The 14,214-nt window shown below is 40.1% G+C and carries 14 protein-coding genes; 9 read left to right on the forward strand and 5 right to left on the reverse strand.

Annotation, left to right across the window (positions count from 1 at the left end):
* Positions 1-13 precede the first annotated feature (13 nt).
* Positions 14-2,506 carry a zinc-dependent metalloprotease gene (locus AB669_RS09310; RefSeq protein WP_053058345.1) on the forward strand — a complete coding sequence of 831 codons (2,493 nt, stop codon included), beginning with the start codon at positions 14-16 and terminating at the stop codon, positions 2,504-2,506.
* A 213-nt stretch (positions 2,507-2,719) separates the two neighbouring features.
* Positions 2,720-4,588, forward strand: coding sequence for a carbohydrate-binding domain-containing protein (locus tag AB669_RS09315; protein WP_197082382.1), 1,869 nt, complete (start codon positions 2,720-2,722; stop codon positions 4,586-4,588).
* Between the two features lie 56 nt (positions 4,589-4,644).
* Here AB669_RS09315 and AB669_RS09320 read toward each other — a convergent pair whose 3' ends face one another.
* Both AB669_RS09320 and AB669_RS09325 read right to left on the reverse strand, forming a co-directional pair.
* The gene (locus AB669_RS09320; protein ID WP_047798975.1) at positions 4,645-5,442 is read right to left on the reverse strand and encodes an AraC family transcriptional regulator; all 798 of its coding nucleotides are present in this window, start codon (positions 5,440-5,442) and stop codon (positions 4,645-4,647) included.
* A gap of 79 nt (positions 5,443-5,521) precedes the next feature.
* On the reverse strand, positions 5,522-6,397 hold the full coding sequence (locus tag AB669_RS09325) for an SDR family NAD(P)-dependent oxidoreductase (protein ID WP_047798976.1): 876 nt from the start codon (positions 6,395-6,397) through the stop codon (positions 5,522-5,524).
* A 140-nt stretch (positions 6,398-6,537) separates the two neighbouring features.
* Here AB669_RS09325 and AB669_RS09330 point away from each other — a divergent pair, with 140 nt between their 5' ends.
* The 6 genes from AB669_RS09330 (at position 6,538) to AB669_RS09355 (ending at position 10,485) form a co-directional block, all read left to right on the forward strand.
* A complete protein-coding gene (locus AB669_RS09330; protein WP_047798977.1) occupies positions 6,538-6,750 on the forward strand; it encodes a hypothetical protein in 213 nt (70 codons plus the stop codon).
* Positions 6,751-6,854: 104 nt separating this feature from the next.
* Positions 6,855-7,247 carry a helix-turn-helix domain-containing protein gene (locus tag AB669_RS09335; RefSeq protein ID WP_047798978.1) on the forward strand — a complete coding sequence of 131 codons (393 nt, stop codon included), beginning with the start codon at positions 6,855-6,857 and terminating at the stop codon, positions 7,245-7,247.
* Between the two features lie 55 nt (positions 7,248-7,302).
* Complete coding sequence (locus AB669_RS22410; RefSeq protein ID WP_231582656.1) at positions 7,303-7,827, forward strand: hypothetical protein; 525 nt, start codon at positions 7,303-7,305, stop codon at positions 7,825-7,827.
* A gap of 245 nt (positions 7,828-8,072) precedes the next feature.
* On the forward strand, positions 8,073-8,375 hold the full coding sequence (locus AB669_RS09345; protein ID WP_047798979.1) for a helix-turn-helix transcriptional regulator: 303 nt from the start codon (positions 8,073-8,075) through the stop codon (positions 8,373-8,375).
* Between the two features lie 12 nt (positions 8,376-8,387).
* Entirely contained in the window at positions 8,388-9,488 is a 1,101-nt protein-coding gene (locus AB669_RS09350; protein WP_047798980.1) for an NADH:flavin oxidoreductase, read from the forward strand.
* A 106-nt stretch (positions 9,489-9,594) separates the two neighbouring features.
* On the forward strand, positions 9,595-10,485 hold the full coding sequence (locus AB669_RS09355; protein ID WP_047798981.1) for a pirin family protein: 891 nt from the start codon (positions 9,595-9,597) through the stop codon (positions 10,483-10,485).
* A 23-nt stretch (positions 10,486-10,508) separates the two neighbouring features.
* Here AB669_RS09355 and AB669_RS09360 read toward each other — a convergent pair whose 3' ends face one another.
* Both AB669_RS09360 and greA read right to left on the reverse strand, forming a co-directional pair.
* Positions 10,509-10,907, reverse strand: coding sequence for an HIT family protein (locus tag AB669_RS09360; RefSeq protein WP_047798982.1), 399 nt, complete (start codon positions 10,905-10,907; stop codon positions 10,509-10,511).
* A 35-nt stretch (positions 10,908-10,942) separates the two neighbouring features.
* A complete protein-coding gene (greA, locus tag AB669_RS09365; protein WP_047798983.1) occupies positions 10,943-11,416 on the reverse strand; it encodes a transcription elongation factor GreA in 474 nt (157 codons plus the stop codon).
* Positions 11,417-11,645: 229 nt separating this feature from the next.
* Between greA and AB669_RS09370 the strand changes: the two genes are divergently transcribed.
* Positions 11,646-13,529, forward strand: a complete 1,884-nt coding sequence (locus AB669_RS09370) for a M1 family metallopeptidase (RefSeq protein WP_047798984.1) — start codon at positions 11,646-11,648, stop codon at positions 13,527-13,529.
* 49 nt (positions 13,530-13,578) lie between these two features.
* On the opposite strand, the gene AB669_RS09375 is transcribed toward AB669_RS09370, so the two are convergent.
* Positions 13,579-14,055 carry an OsmC family protein gene (locus tag AB669_RS09375; protein ID WP_047798985.1) on the reverse strand — a complete coding sequence of 159 codons (477 nt, stop codon included), beginning with the start codon at positions 14,053-14,055 and terminating at the stop codon, positions 13,579-13,581.
* Between the last annotated feature and the right edge of the window lie 159 nt (positions 14,056-14,214).

Here is a 14,214-nt window from a genome sequence, read left to right on the forward strand (position 1 = left end):
ACCCTATCCTTTTATGATGAGAAAACTTTACGCTGTAATATTGCTGATCAGTGGTGTCCTGAGCATGCAACTACATGCTCAAAATCCAGCAGCAGTTAAAGCTACTGTCGCAACCAGTATTTCGAACTTCACCAAAGACTTCAAAAAATCTGAGGGCTATTTCAATTTTTACTATGATGAAAAAACAGGGAAAATTTTCCTGGAAATTGATCAATTTGATAAAGATTTTCTGTATTTCAGCTCGTTAACTGATGGCGCCGGAAGAAATGCAGAACGCGGAGGCGCTGCTGCTGATGTTGCACGCTTTATCAAGGTAGGGCCAAAAGTGTTTCTACTGGAACCCAACCTGGCCTATCGTGCCGGGAACGGAAATGCCGATGAAATTAAAACAGTGGAAGGATCTTTTGCCAAGTCTGTGATCTGGGGATTTGCTCCTGTAGCAATAGAGGGAAATAAAACCCTTATAGACCTTACGCCTTTTATTATTCGCGACAGCCAGAATATCGGAGCTACCATGGGCGCTCCTGCGTCTTCGGGTGGAGCAGCTGGCAGAGGGGCAGCAGCAGGTGGCGGAACTTACCGTGTTGACGAAAGCCGATCAGCTGTTTACATACCTAACACTAAAAACTTCCCCAAAAATAATGAGTTTGAGGCCATGCTAACTTTCACTGGTGGCGCCCCTAGTGGAAGAGGAACCCTGGCTCCGGATGCTAATGCCGTAACTGTACGCATGCATCAGTCGTTCGTAGAACTGCCCGATAAACATTTTAAGCAACGAAAATTTGATCCACGATCAAGCTATCAATTATTTAGCTATACAGATTTTTCGGCCCTTATGTCCGAACCGTTGGTTAAACGATATACACGAAGACATCGTTTGGAGAAGAAAGACCCTAATGCTAAAATTAGCGAAGCGGTGAAACCCATTGTATATTATATTGATCGCGGCGCACCCGCAGCAATTAAAAAGGCACTAATAGAAGGCGGATCTTTCTGGAATGAAGCTTTTGAAGCTGCCGGATATAAAAATGCGTTTCAGGTAAAAGAGTTACCTGCTGACGCCGACCCCATGGATATACGCTACAATGTAGTAAACTGGATTACCCGCGCGGGTAGCCCAAGGGCCTTTTCCTATGGATCATCTTATATAGATCCCAGAACAGGGGAAATCATCAAAGGTGTGGTAACGCTAGGTTCCGACCGTCATCGTCAGGATTATTTAATTGCCGAGGGCTTACTACAGCCCTATACAGATGGAAAGCCTGTAAGTAAAGTGATGGAAGAAATGGCATTAGCGAGGATTAGGCAGTTATCCGCACATGAGATCGGGCACACCCTGGGCTTAAACCATAATTTTGCAGCAAGTGTCAAAGACCGGGCATCTGTGATGGATTATCCTTTCCCGAGGATTAAACAAAAAGCAGACGGCAGTATCGATTTATCTGACGCATATGCAAAAGGGATTGGAAGCTGGGATAAACGAGCCATCATGTGGGGGTACAGTGAATTTACCAAAGGCACGAACGAAGATGCAGCTCTTGATAAAATAATGGAAGAAACCTTGAAGCAGGGCTTTCAATATATCCCCGATATTGGAGGCTATACCCATCCATCGGCTAATCAATGGGAAGATGGTGAAAATCCAATCGCAGAACTTAATAGACTAATGAAAATCCGAAGACAGGTGCTGGATAATTTCTCTGAAAAAGCAATTGTAAAAGATGCTCCGATGGCCACCTTGGAAGAAGTCCTGGTCCCTATTTATTTACTTCACCGCTATGAAATTGAGGCTGTTGCAAAATCAATAGGTGGGTTATATTTCACACACGCAATAAAAAATGATGGGCAGGTTCCAACTAAGATGGTTGACCCAGCTCAGCAATGGAGTGCTTTTGATGCATTAATCTCAACGATTAGTCCGGATGCACTTGCTTTACCAGAAAGCCTGATTCAAAAAATACCTCCACGCCCGTCGGGTTATCCTGCATCAGCAGAAATGTTTAGTGGCTATACTGGTCCAACATTCGATCCGATTGCAACAGCTGAAGCCGCAGCAAACGAAACCATTTCTTCGCTATTGAATCCGGAAAGGGCTTCCCGTTTGGTGGAATATAATGCAAGGGATGAAAAACAGCCTGGATTGCTCGCGGTTACAGATAAGCTGATCGAAAAAACCTGGAAAACCAGTCTGTTACCGGGATATAAAGGACAATTACAAATACTTGTAAATAACCTCACACTAAAATACCTGCTACAACTTGCTGCCAATACGCGTGCATCAGAAAGTGTCAGAGGCGAAGCGTTATTAGAAATCTCTGAACTTAAGAGCTGGATGATCGAAAAAGTGAGCGGCGCGGGATTAAAGCAAAAAGCAAATATTTTATATGGCTTATCACAGATAAAAGAATTTGAAGAATCACCAGCTAAGTTTCAGCCAACCCCTGCCCAGGCAATGCCTCCAGGTGCCCCTATTGGTATGGGCAGTATGGAATTCATGGAAAGATAAACATCAACAAATAATAGCGTTATCCTTTTTCAGGATAACGCTGTAGCAAAAAGGGAAATCCATATTCATCGACTCAAAGTACCCATTCGTAGAGTCTTAACATTTTTTAAATATTTCTCAAAATATCTTCATCAAGTTTTTATTAACGATGAAAAAATGAGGATATTTAAATTTCTACCATCAATAATCTGTTTCTTATTAATATCTGCAAGTATGATTTCTTGTAAAAAAGATAGTGATGATGAGACAACCACTACAAGCACAACAACTTATGCTACAATTGTAACCAATTCAAAAGATACAACCGTTACAAATGCAGTAACCATTGCTTATGCAAATAATATTGCAACTGTTACAAACCCATATGAGAGTAGCGGTGTAACCATTACCAATACCAACGGAATAGTAACCATAAACTCAACTACGGCGAGTACTGAAATCAATTATGTTATTTCGGGAAGTACCAACAGTGGTTCAGTAAAAATCTACAGCAGCTACAAGTTTGGGGTGGTATTAAACGGGGCCGACATGATTAGTGCAAACGGCCCTGCCATAAATATTCAATCCAGTAAAAAAGCTACTTTCACCTTAGTGGGCGAAACCAATAACAGATTAATCGACGGATCGACTTACACAGCAAGCGGAACTGAAGACATGAAAGGTACGTTATTTAGTGAAGGTCAATTGGTATTTAAAGGCAGTGGACGTTTAATTGTAAGGGGTAATTACAAACATGCCATTGCCAGCGACGATTACGTGGATATACAAAGCGGAATCATTAGCATCACGGGTGCAGTTTCAGACGGTATCCATGCGAATGATTATTTTTCAATGGAAGGCGGTTCACTGGATATTACCTCTTCCGGCGACGGAATTGAAGTAGAGGAAGGGTACATCCAAACCACTGGAGGGACAATTACCATAGCGAGTGTAGATGATGGACTATCCACAACTTACAGCGGAACTGAGAGCACTATAGATCCGTCTGTTTACATCAGTGGGGGAATCATTACCATAACCAATACGGGTTCGGAAGCTGTAGGGATCAAAAGCGAAGGTGCCACAATCATTAACAGCAGTGATGCTGTTAAAGTTGCGGTATCCGGTAGTGCGGCAAAAGGGTTTAAGAGTGGAAAAGATTTCACTGTAACGAACGCAGCTTTAACCATAACAACATCAGGTGGTGCATTCTACGACAGCACGGATAAAGAGATTGAGTCAGCATCGGGCATTAAAGTAGACGGCAATTTCTTGATGCAGAAAGGAACAATAACTATTGCCGGTACTGGTACCGGAGGAAAAGGTATAAATGCGGATGGTACTTTAACCATTAATGATGGTACGGTGAACATCACCACATCAGGAGCAACCTATACTTATGGTTCTGATGATACATCTGCAAAAGGAATAAAGAGTGATGGAAACCTGACAATAAACGGAGGAACAATTTCAGTTAAAACATCAGGTACAGGTGCAGAAGGAATTGAAAGCAAGGCCATATTAACCATTAACAGTGGAACAGTTGAGTGTGTAACCTATGATGACGCGTTTAATGCAACCAATCAGGTAGTGATTAACGGAGGAAATGTTTATGCTTATAGCACACTTAATGATGGAATAGATTCGAATGGAACCATTAACATTACGGGTGGTACAATCGTATCTTCAGGTTATATCTCTCCTGAAGAAGGATTTGACTGCGACAATAATCAGTTTAAAATTACCGGGGGTACGTTAATTGGCGTAGGGGGAGCAAGCAGTAGCCCGACTACAAGCGTAAGCACACAGAACTCAGTACTATTCACCAGTGCAGCAACAGTTAACCAGTTGATACACATCGAATCGTCTACTGGTACAAATATATTCACATTCGTTGTACCAAGAGCTTATTCAAAAATGGTGATGTTATTTAGCATGCCTGGATTAGCTTCAAACACAACGTTTAATATTTATACTGGCGGAACCGTAACAGGAGGAACCTATTTCCACGGTTTATACCAGGGAGATACCTATACTAAAGCCAGCACGACTGCTGCAGCGAGTTTTACAACAAGTGGATTATTAACTTCAGTTACAAAATAAGGTTTTTTGAGAGCGAACCTTTTTAGCATCAATTAGAAATAATTGATGCTTTTTTTTTATAATTTTGATGGCGCAATTCCGTAAGCCTTCTTAAAAGCAAAAGAGAAATGTGAAAGATCTTTAAATCCAACTTCGAGATAAACTTCAGTAGATTTCCAACCTTTTTCTTTGATCAGGTAGTACGCGTCCTCCAGGCGCTTCTGCTGTATCCAGCGGTTTGGCGCGACATTAAATATCCTGTTGAAATCTCTTTTAAAAGTTGCCAGACTTCGCCCTGTGAGATATGCAAAACGACCGATATCTACGCTAAACTTATAGTGTTTATTCATATAAGCTTCAAGATCAATTTTACCCGGCTCAGAAAAATCAAAGAGTATATTGCTCAACCCAGGATTAATTTGCAATAAAATCATCGCCGCTTCCCTAACTTTTAAGTTCGTGAGCATACTGTTAAACTCATTATTGTTTTCCAGGTAAGGTGATATCGAATCAAAATAGTTCTGAAACAGCCTATTAGGTTCAAACAATATTGCTGTAGGAGTCTTAACCTGTTGCTGTGCAACAAGATTATATTCTTCACTAATGCTGCGTAAGGTTTCCTGATCCAGAACAATTGTAATAGATTTATACACACCATCTTTTGGTGGAAATTTAGTATACTTCGTCAGTTGATTTCTTCTGAAGAATCTAAAGTCCCCAGAATTAAAAATATACTTTTCCTCGCCAATTTGGTTTTCTGATGTACCGGAAATCAAATATCCAAAAACATGGTCGGCAATAAACTGTTCACCTTCACTGCTTTTGTGCGAGTAGCAGCTGTATAAAATATTAGGACGTTTAAGTTCGCTTGGCATGCTATCAAAATTATGAAATAAGCGGGTTATTTGAAATTGTTATGCTGAGATCATCCGGTTGAAGATGCCCTCATGATAATTATCTATTTGTGAAACTTTTACCCAGACTAGTATCTAGAAAATCTGTAGCAGAATCATGGTCGGTAGATAAACTCACCCCCATCCACTTTTCCATTTCCTGTGTCCTGGTTTCATCTGCATGCTTAAGCATACCGATAGCTTCACTTCCCAGAATGAGGTGCATTGGTGGTTCAGGATGCACAGCAAGATTCACTAACACTTTTGCTGCTTTCACGGGGTCACCAGTGGGGATGAAATCGCCGCTCTGAAAAAATTCACTTCTTTGATCTACCAGATCATATCCATCAATTTTTGGGGCATAAGTCATGGAATCCCCCGCCCAATCTGTACGAAATCCACCTGGCTCCACGCTGGTAACCAGAATCCCCAGTGATTTGACTTCTTTCGCCAGTGATTCTGTGAAACCACTTAATCCAAATTTTGCTGCCTGATAAATGGAAATCCCGGCATTACCCACTCTGCCTCCTACCGAACTAATTTGAAAAATGCGCCCTGACTTCTGTTTCCTCATGTAAGGCAACACAGCTCTGGTAATTTCTATTGGCGCGTATAAATTGGTTTCCAGCTGACTCCGTACCTGATCGGCACTAAATGCTTCGGCAGCCCCCACAATTCCAAAGCCCGCATTATTCACCAGAACATCAATCTTACCGAAGTGGGCAATAGCAGCTTCTACGGTAATCGCTACCTGATTATAATCGGTCACATTTAAGGTTAGTGGATAAATCAACTCCCCGAACTTTTCAACCAAATCATCCAACATGTTGGTGTTTCTTGCTGTAGCGACTACCTGATCGCCCATTGCCAATGCTTCTTCTGTTAAACTCCTTCCCAATCCGCGGGAGGCTCCTGTTATAAACCAAACTTTTTTCATGATTGTCTTTTTTATTGAATCAAAGGTATAGCAATCTGGAAGCTAAAATTTTGTTTAAAAGCTCAAAGTACTTTGCTTGAAAGCTCATTTAAAGTGAACCTTTTTAAAAGAACAATGTTGTTAACTACAAACTAAATGTTATGGCAAAAACGAAAAAGAAAGCTGTAAAGAAAAAAGGCGGCAAGAAAAAAGACAAAAAAAAGAAAAAAGGACTTAAGAAGAATAAGTTAGGGGTCAAAAATTCACTGGTTAATAACATCAATGCCCGTAAGAAGAAAGGAAAATCGAGATCGAAAAAGAAATCGAAAATTAGTAAAAAGGCTTATAAAAAAATGAAAAAAGGCTGGAAATGATCTTGGGAAATTATCTAAATCAGACGCGCTCAAAGCGCTATCGATTTGGTATTAGTTTACTGAACGATAGCAATATTCGCTCAGAAAGCTATTAACTTTGCCGCATGGCATTTGGAAAAGAAAAGCATACAAAAGAAAGTTGCAGCGCAAGCCTGAACGCGGTTAAGGATGCGCTGTATGTTTTAAACGGGAAATGGAAATTACCTTTAATTCTGAGTTTACAGGATGGCCCCAAACGGTTCAATGAAATTCAAAAATCGCTGGGAGAGATTACTCCGAAGATTTTATCAAAAGAGCTGAAAGATCTGGAACTGAACGAATTTGTCATCCGCAACGTGTTTCCAACTACGCCGGTTACCGTTACTTATGAATTAACTGAATACAGCGGCTCTTTGGATAAGGTGATTGATGAGCTGAGAAACTGGGGTATGCAACATCGCGAAAGACTTGTTGCGAACAGGAAAACGGACGTAACGCTGGAAGATGTAATAGCCTGAAAACCTAAAATCTGATAATGATTATTTTAGGCTATCTTTGTGCAAAATAAAATCGATGGCGGTATTACATAAAAAAGAAGAAAAAATTCAGGCAGTGCTGGGTAGGTTGCCTAAAAAATATACTGACGAACAATTTGTGGAAATGTTTATCAGGCTTTATTCCAAAGACTGGGGCAAAATTAAATCAGCTTATATAAAACAGTCTCAGGATAAAGAACCTGGTACGGTGATAAATATGCCTAAACCTGAAATATACTTAAAACAGGTTTTAGCAAATTATTTGCAACAAGCAGATTCACCTAAGATTGAAGAAGCTGAATTTGTAGACGAAACTCCAGTTGCTGAACCTAAAAAAGCTAAAACAACAACTAAAAAGAAAGTTGACGTTGAAGAACAGGTTATAGAACCCAAAAAAGCTAAAACAACAACCAAAAAGAAAGTGGAGGTTATTGAGGAAACAGGTGTTGAAGTAAAAAAAACTAAGGCTCCGGCGAAGAAAAAAGCTGATGCTGCTGAAGAAGCTCCCGCAATAGAAAAAAAGCCAAAAAGCACAGCGAAGAAGGCTGCAGAAAAAAAATAAAAAAATTTAGCCATGATATAATAAATCATCCTTTTAGGTGTTTATATATATGAGAGCGTTAATTTAGATGACGGGGATAGGTCGGTATGATTTATCCCCGTTTCTTTTTTAAGCTCGTACGTTGCTTCCACACTTTCCAATTACTTCCCTTTTTGAAACCTGACAGTTTAGGGCAATCTACCATTTTTGTGTAATCTTTAGGCTGATAATTGGCATATCGGGAAAAGTCGATATACATTTGCGATATGGATCAAGTAGAAGTGTTCAAAGCATTATCAAATAAAACCCGTTTGCAGATTCTAAACTGGCTCAAAGCTCCTGCAGAAAATTTTCCAGATCAACCTAATGCCGACTTCGAAAATGTGGGTGTTTGCGTGGGTCAAATTCAGATGAAAGCAGGACTCTCACAAAGTACCATCTCCGAATATCTATCTATTCTACAACGTGCTGATTTAATTTCCGCCACCAGGGTTGGACAGTGGACTTATTACAAACGGAATATGGAAGGTCTTGAAAAATTAAGTGAAATTATTAATACAGAATTATAAATAGCAATCAATATGAATACAGATAGTTTATTTAAGCCTTTCAGCTTAAAATCATTAACCACAAAAAACAGAATTGTCATGGCTCCCATGACCAGGTCTTTCTCTCCAAATGGGATCCCAACTGATGCAGTTGCGGAGTACTATGCGAAGCGTGCGGCTGGTGAAGTAGGACTGATCTTATCAGAAGGTACAGTAATCAATCGTCCTTCTTCTTCTGCCGATCCAAACATTCCTCATTTTTTTGGAGAACAAGCCCTGGCAGGATGGCAAAAGGTAATCAACGATGTTCATGCCACGGGTGGCACGATGGGCCCTCAAATCTGGCACCAGGGAATATCTGCCAACCATGCTTCAGGATGGTTACCCAGCTCTCCATTCGAAGGTCCTTCAAGCTTAAACAGTCCTGGCTTCGAAAACGGGGTTCCAATGACAGATGCCGCTATTGCAGACACCATTGCTGCTTTCGGCCAGGCTGCAGCTGATGCTAAAGCACTTGGATTCGACACCGTTGAAATCCATGGTGCTCACCAGTATTTAATCGATCAGTTTTTCTGGGATGCAACTAATAACCGTACAGATATCTATGGTGGTAAAACCTTAGCCGAGCGCACCCGCTTTGGAGTTGAGGTGATCAAAGAAGTTCGTAAACGTGTTGGTGAAGATTTCGCAGTTATTATTCGCTTGTCGCAGTTTAAGCCTGCAGCATATGATTTCAAACTGGCCAAAAATGAAACTGAAATGGAACAATGGTTAACGCCGTTAGCCGATGCAGGAATCGACATTTTCCATTGTTCACAACGCAGATTCTGGGAGCCGGAATTCGAAGGTTCAGACCTGAATTTTGCAGGATGGGCAAAAAAAATAACCGGAAAAGCAACCATTTCGGTAGGATCTGTAGGTTTGAATGGCGATTTCTTTGGTGCCTTTGCAGGTCAGAGTTCTGAGCCAAGCTCGCTAGATGAGTTGGTACGCAGAATGGATCGTGGTGACTTTGATTTAGTTGCTGTTGGCCGTCCATTATTATCTGATCCGAACTGGGTAGAAAAAATTAAAAATGACAATTTTTCAGAATTGAAAGGATTCAGCAAGGAAGCATTGGCTGAACTGGTTTAATACTATTTCCCATTATAATTTCAAAAGCACCTCATAAATGGGGTGCTTTTTTTATTAATCACCATTATAAAATTTTCTTAAATTCACCATTTCAAATCCATATCCTATGTCAAACATTTCACTCATTATTGAAGAAAGGCCGGCAAACATTGGTAACTTCATGGTTGGCAGGTTGCTGCCATTTAGGGAAAAACGAATGGTTGGTCCATTTGCTTTCATCGATCACATGGGCCCAGCCGCTATGAGTGACCATGAAAATCTCGACGTACCGCCGCATCCGCACATCGGCTTATCTACATTAACCTTTTTATTTGAAGGGGAAATTGAGCACCGCGATAGCTTGGGAACAGACATTATTATTAAACCCGGACAAGTGAACTGGATGACTTCTGGCAAGGGGATCGTTCACTCAGAGCGTACACCTTCTTATTTAAGACAGACGGATAAAATGCTCCATGGTTTACAAATTTGGGTAGCCCTGCCAAAAGCACTTGAACAAATGGATCCTGAGTTTTTTCATGTTGATCAAGAAGATATTCCCAGCTGGCAACAGGATGGAGTCAATATTAAATTAATTGCCGGCGAAGCATTTGGCCGCCAATCACCTGTTCCTGTGTATTGCCCGCTGTACTTTATTGAGATTAAAAGTACAGGCCGACAAAAATTGAATATTGGAAATGATCTGTTTGGTGAAAGCGCGCTATATGTACTCGAGGGGGGCATAGAAAGTGATGGACACCTTTTCAAACCACGCTTAATTCTAGTGGCTAATGATGCTAAACTCTGCGAATTTACGATGTTGGAGAACACCACCATATATATTTTTGGTGGCAATCCATTTCCTGAGGAGAGATTTATATACTGGAATTTTGTAGCCTCTGATAAAGAAACAATCGAAAAGGCTAAACAGGACTGGCTGGAGCAAAAGTTCAGACCTGTGCCAGGTGAAACAGATTTCGTACCGTTGCCCAATCAAAATCCATATTTAAAAAAATAATGCGGGCATTACCCGCATCATCACTATTCTTCTAATAAAGCCTGCCTGATTTTTTCGGCGGCTTCAGTAAGTTCTTCGGGAGTGGGCTTGAGTTTCTCTTTACTAAAATCCATATCACTCACATTGTTCATAGGAATTAAATGAATGTGGGCATGTGGAACTTCTAATCCAATCACGGCTACACCGACTTTTTTGCATGGAAAAGCACTTTTAACGCCTTTTGCTACAATTTTAGCAAACATCCAAAGTCCGACATATAAATCTTCTTCAGCATCAAAAATATAATCGACTTCCACTTTTGGGATCACCAGTACATGACCGGCAGTAAGCGGCTGGATATCTAAAAAAGCTAAATATTCAACAGTTTCAGCAACAACATGTGCGCTGATTTCGCCGGAGACAATTTTTGAAAATATACTCATAAAAGGATAGTAGGTTTAAAAGTGAATGTTAATGTTTATCTCGAAATCTCTAGCACTTCAAACTGCATCTTACCGGCAGGCACTTCAATTTCAGCAAATTCGCCAACCGACTTTCCAAGTAAACCTTGTGCAATTGGTGATTTAACAGAAATCTTTCCGGTTTTTAAATCGGCTTCACTTTCAGCGACTAACTGATAGGTCATGGTCGCTCCGTTTTTAACATTTTTTATTTTAACAATAGACAATGCTAACACCTTTGATAAATCCAATTTTGATTCATCTATGAGGCGTGCATTAGCCAAAGTATTTTTTAATTTTGAGATCTTCGCCTCGTGTAATCCTTGCGCTTCTTTGGCCGCATCATATTCTGCATTTTCTGATAAATCACCTTTATCTCTCGCCTCAGCAATTGCTTTCGATATTAGCTGACGGCCCGTTGTAGTTAGATAGTGAACTTCTTCTTTTAGTTTATCTAACCCCTCTTGTGTATAGTACGTTACCTCTGTCATTGCTCTATTAATTTTATTCAAACGCTATAAAAAACAAACAAGACTACATAGTTGGTTTCTACATAGTCTTGCTTCAATTATAACGAAGATAAAATGCGGAAATTACAAAACCAAATAAAAGATCAAGATTTATACCTTTTACTGATATTAGCCTCTGAAGTAACATTCAATTATACAGTGATTAAAAATTCGATCAATAAGTTTATTTTAGCTGAAATTATTCAAAAAAATGAAAAAGTTATTTTCACTCGCCCTTCTAATCAGTTTGGCAGGTTACACGGTTTCTGCTCAGGAACTCTACATGCCTAGGAACATAAAAGCGGCTTATTTAAAAGGTACCCGTTCTGCAAACGGAAACCCGGGGCCCAACTACTGGCAAAACCATGGCCGTTACAACATGGATATAAAAGTCGATGCGGAAACCAAGGTGGTGAGCGGAGATGAGGAAATTCTATATAGTAATAACAGTAATGATACCCTAAAAACACTGGTCATACGCTTTGTAAACAATCTACATAAGCCAACGGCTCCGAGGAGCGGGGCTGTTAGTCAAGATTTCTTAAGCTCGGGGTTAAACATCACATCGTTTTCTGTAGATGGCGAGCGCTATAAAGTAGATAGCAAAGACTGGGGAACAGTGGGAAGCGTCAAATTAAAAAAACCACTTAACCCTAAGTCGAAAATTACAGTGAAAATCGGATGGGACTATCCATTATCCAAAGAAAGTGGTAGAGAAGGACAGATTGATCCGAACTCATTCTTTGTAGCTTATAGTTATCCACGTATTTCAGTCTTCGACGACTATAATGGATGGGACCGCATTCCGCATACCGACAGGGCTGAGTTTTATAATGATTTTAATGATTATGTATTTTCCATAAAAGCGCCGAAAAACTATGTGGTTTACGCCACCGGTGATTTCCTAAATCCTGATGATGTTTTGCAGCCGGAAATTTCTGCCCGCTTAAAAAAGTCCTATAACACTGATGAAGTGATTCACATTGCCAGTGAACAAGAACTAAAGGATGGTAAAGTTACCGCACAAAAAGACTGGAATACTTGGAAATTTAAAGTAGATCATATCACCGATATCACCTTCGCATTAAGCAATCACTATGCCTGGGATGGCGGAAGCGTAATCGTTGATGCAAAAACAGGACGCCGGGCAAGTGCGCAGGCAGCTTACAACCCAACCACAGGCAAGGACTTTTTAAATTCAGTGAAGTATAATATTAATGCTTTGTCATGGTTCTCCAACAACTGGCCAGGCATTCCTTATCCATATGCAAAAACAATTGCTTTTCAAGGCTTTGCAGACATGGAATACCCAATGATGGTTAATGACTCCCAATTTGGGGACCCTGTTTTTGCACAGTTGGTGCAAGACCATGAGGTTGCACATACCTATTTTCCATTTTATATGGGCATCAACGAAACCCGTTATGCTTATATGGATGAAGGGTGGGCTACTACATTTGAATACTTAATTGGCATCGCTGAACATGGGAAACAAGCGGCAGATGACTTTTATAAAAAATTCAGAGTAAACAACTATATTAATGATAAGTCGACAGAAGAAGATCAGCCTATTATTTCGATGTCCGATCAGGTATCTGGCGCTGGATATGGAAACAACTCCTATGGCAAAGCTTCATTATCTTATCTGGCTTTAAAAGACATGTTGGGCGATGAGTTATTTAAAAAGTCACTTCACCATTATATGAACACATGGAATGGCAAGCATCCCATTCCATGGGACTATTTCAATTCAATGAACACCGGTTCAGGTCAGAACCTGAATTGGTTCTTTAGGAACTGGTTTTTCACCAACAACTATATTGATCTGAAACTGGAATATACCAAACAGAAGGCTGTAAACTCACCAATTATGGTTCGAAATATAGGAGGTTTTGCCATTCCATTTGATCTGGTGATTACCTATAAGGACGGTAACGTCGACAGAATTCACTATACACCTTCGGTATGGAAAAACAATCAAAGTGTAATTTCATTAGTGGTTAAAAATAATGGAAAAGCGATGAGAAGCATTGCACTGGATGGTGGCATTTATATGGATGCTACTCCAAAAGATAATGCATACGAATTTAAATAATCCAGTTGGCAGTTTACAGCTTAATAAAGCCTGTGAACTGCCAACTCCATTAACTATTCTCCGCTTTAATTTCCGGATTATGTTTAACCGGAAAGTTAAGGGAATTAGCAATAAAGCACATCTTATTTGCTTCCTGGTGCAACGAGTGCGCCAATTCGAGATGTGCCTGATCAGCAATTAACACTTGTGGATGCAAGGTCACTTCTTTGAATTTCCCACTTCCGTCGGATAATTCCTCCATCACGCCTACAGCTTCATCCTTGTAGTCGATGACGACAATTTCGTTTTTTGAACAAAGATGGAGATACCAGAGCATGTGACAACTCGATATAGACGAGAGTAATAAATCTTCCGGGTTATACTTTGACTTATCGCCTAAAAAAGCTGAGTCGGAAGAACCCGAAATATCAGCCTTACCTTTTATAGAAATAACATAGTCCCGATCGTAAGATCTGTAATCCATGGTACCCGAGCCTTTATTGCCTGTCCATGTAATGGTAGTCGAATATTGATGATCTTTCGGCATAAAAAATGGTTAGTATGTTTTACCAATTTAAACATTTACTTCAAAATAACAGCAATATTTCTAATTTATGAAGATAAAGGATGGGCCTTTATCTTCATCTTTTCCTTTCGATTGCAACAACTAATTGTATTAAATTAATTACTTGGATTGGTTTTTGAT

It is taken from the genome of Pedobacter sp. BMA, from assembly GCF_001027745.1.
Taxonomy (GTDB): domain Bacteria; phylum Bacteroidota; class Bacteroidia; order Sphingobacteriales; family Sphingobacteriaceae; genus Pedobacter.

What these genes read in the sequence shown, in the direction of transcription:
- AB669_RS09310 (WP_053058345.1), top strand. Translation starts at nt 14, where the DNA reads ATGATGAGAAAACTTTACGCTGTAATATTGCTGATCAGTGGTGTCCTG.
- AB669_RS09315 (WP_197082382.1), top strand. Translation starts at nt 2,720, where the DNA reads ATGATTTCTTGTAAAAAAGATAGTGATGATGAGACAACCACTACAAGC.
- AB669_RS09320 (WP_047798975.1), bottom strand. Translation starts at nt 5,442, where the DNA reads ATGCCAAGCGAACTTAAACGTCCTAATATTTTATACAGCTGCTACTCG.
- AB669_RS09325 (WP_047798976.1), bottom strand. Translation starts at nt 6,397, where the DNA reads ATGAAAAAAGTTTGGTTTATAACAGGAGCCTCCCGCGGATTGGGAAGG.
- AB669_RS09330 (WP_047798977.1), top strand. Translation starts at nt 6,538, where the DNA reads ATGGCAAAAACGAAAAAGAAAGCTGTAAAGAAAAAAGGCGGCAAGAAA.
- AB669_RS09335 (WP_047798978.1), top strand. Translation starts at nt 6,855, where the DNA reads ATGGCATTTGGAAAAGAAAAGCATACAAAAGAAAGTTGCAGCGCAAGC.
- AB669_RS22410 (WP_231582656.1), top strand. Translation starts at nt 7,303, where the DNA reads ATGGCGGTATTACATAAAAAAGAAGAAAAAATTCAGGCAGTGCTGGGT.
- AB669_RS09345 (WP_047798979.1), top strand. Translation starts at nt 8,073, where the DNA reads ATGGATCAAGTAGAAGTGTTCAAAGCATTATCAAATAAAACCCGTTTG.
- AB669_RS09350 (WP_047798980.1), top strand. Translation starts at nt 8,388, where the DNA reads ATGAATACAGATAGTTTATTTAAGCCTTTCAGCTTAAAATCATTAACC.
- AB669_RS09355 (WP_047798981.1), top strand. Translation starts at nt 9,595, where the DNA reads ATGTCAAACATTTCACTCATTATTGAAGAAAGGCCGGCAAACATTGGT.
- AB669_RS09360 (WP_047798982.1), bottom strand. Translation starts at nt 10,907, where the DNA reads ATGAGTATATTTTCAAAAATTGTCTCCGGCGAAATCAGCGCACATGTT.
- greA (WP_047798983.1), bottom strand. Translation starts at nt 11,416, where the DNA reads ATGACAGAGGTAACGTACTATACACAAGAGGGGTTAGATAAACTAAAA.
- AB669_RS09370 (WP_047798984.1), top strand. Translation starts at nt 11,646, where the DNA reads ATGAAAAAGTTATTTTCACTCGCCCTTCTAATCAGTTTGGCAGGTTAC.
- AB669_RS09375 (WP_047798985.1), bottom strand. Translation starts at nt 14,055, where the DNA reads ATGCCGAAAGATCATCAATATTCGACTACCATTACATGGACAGGCAAT.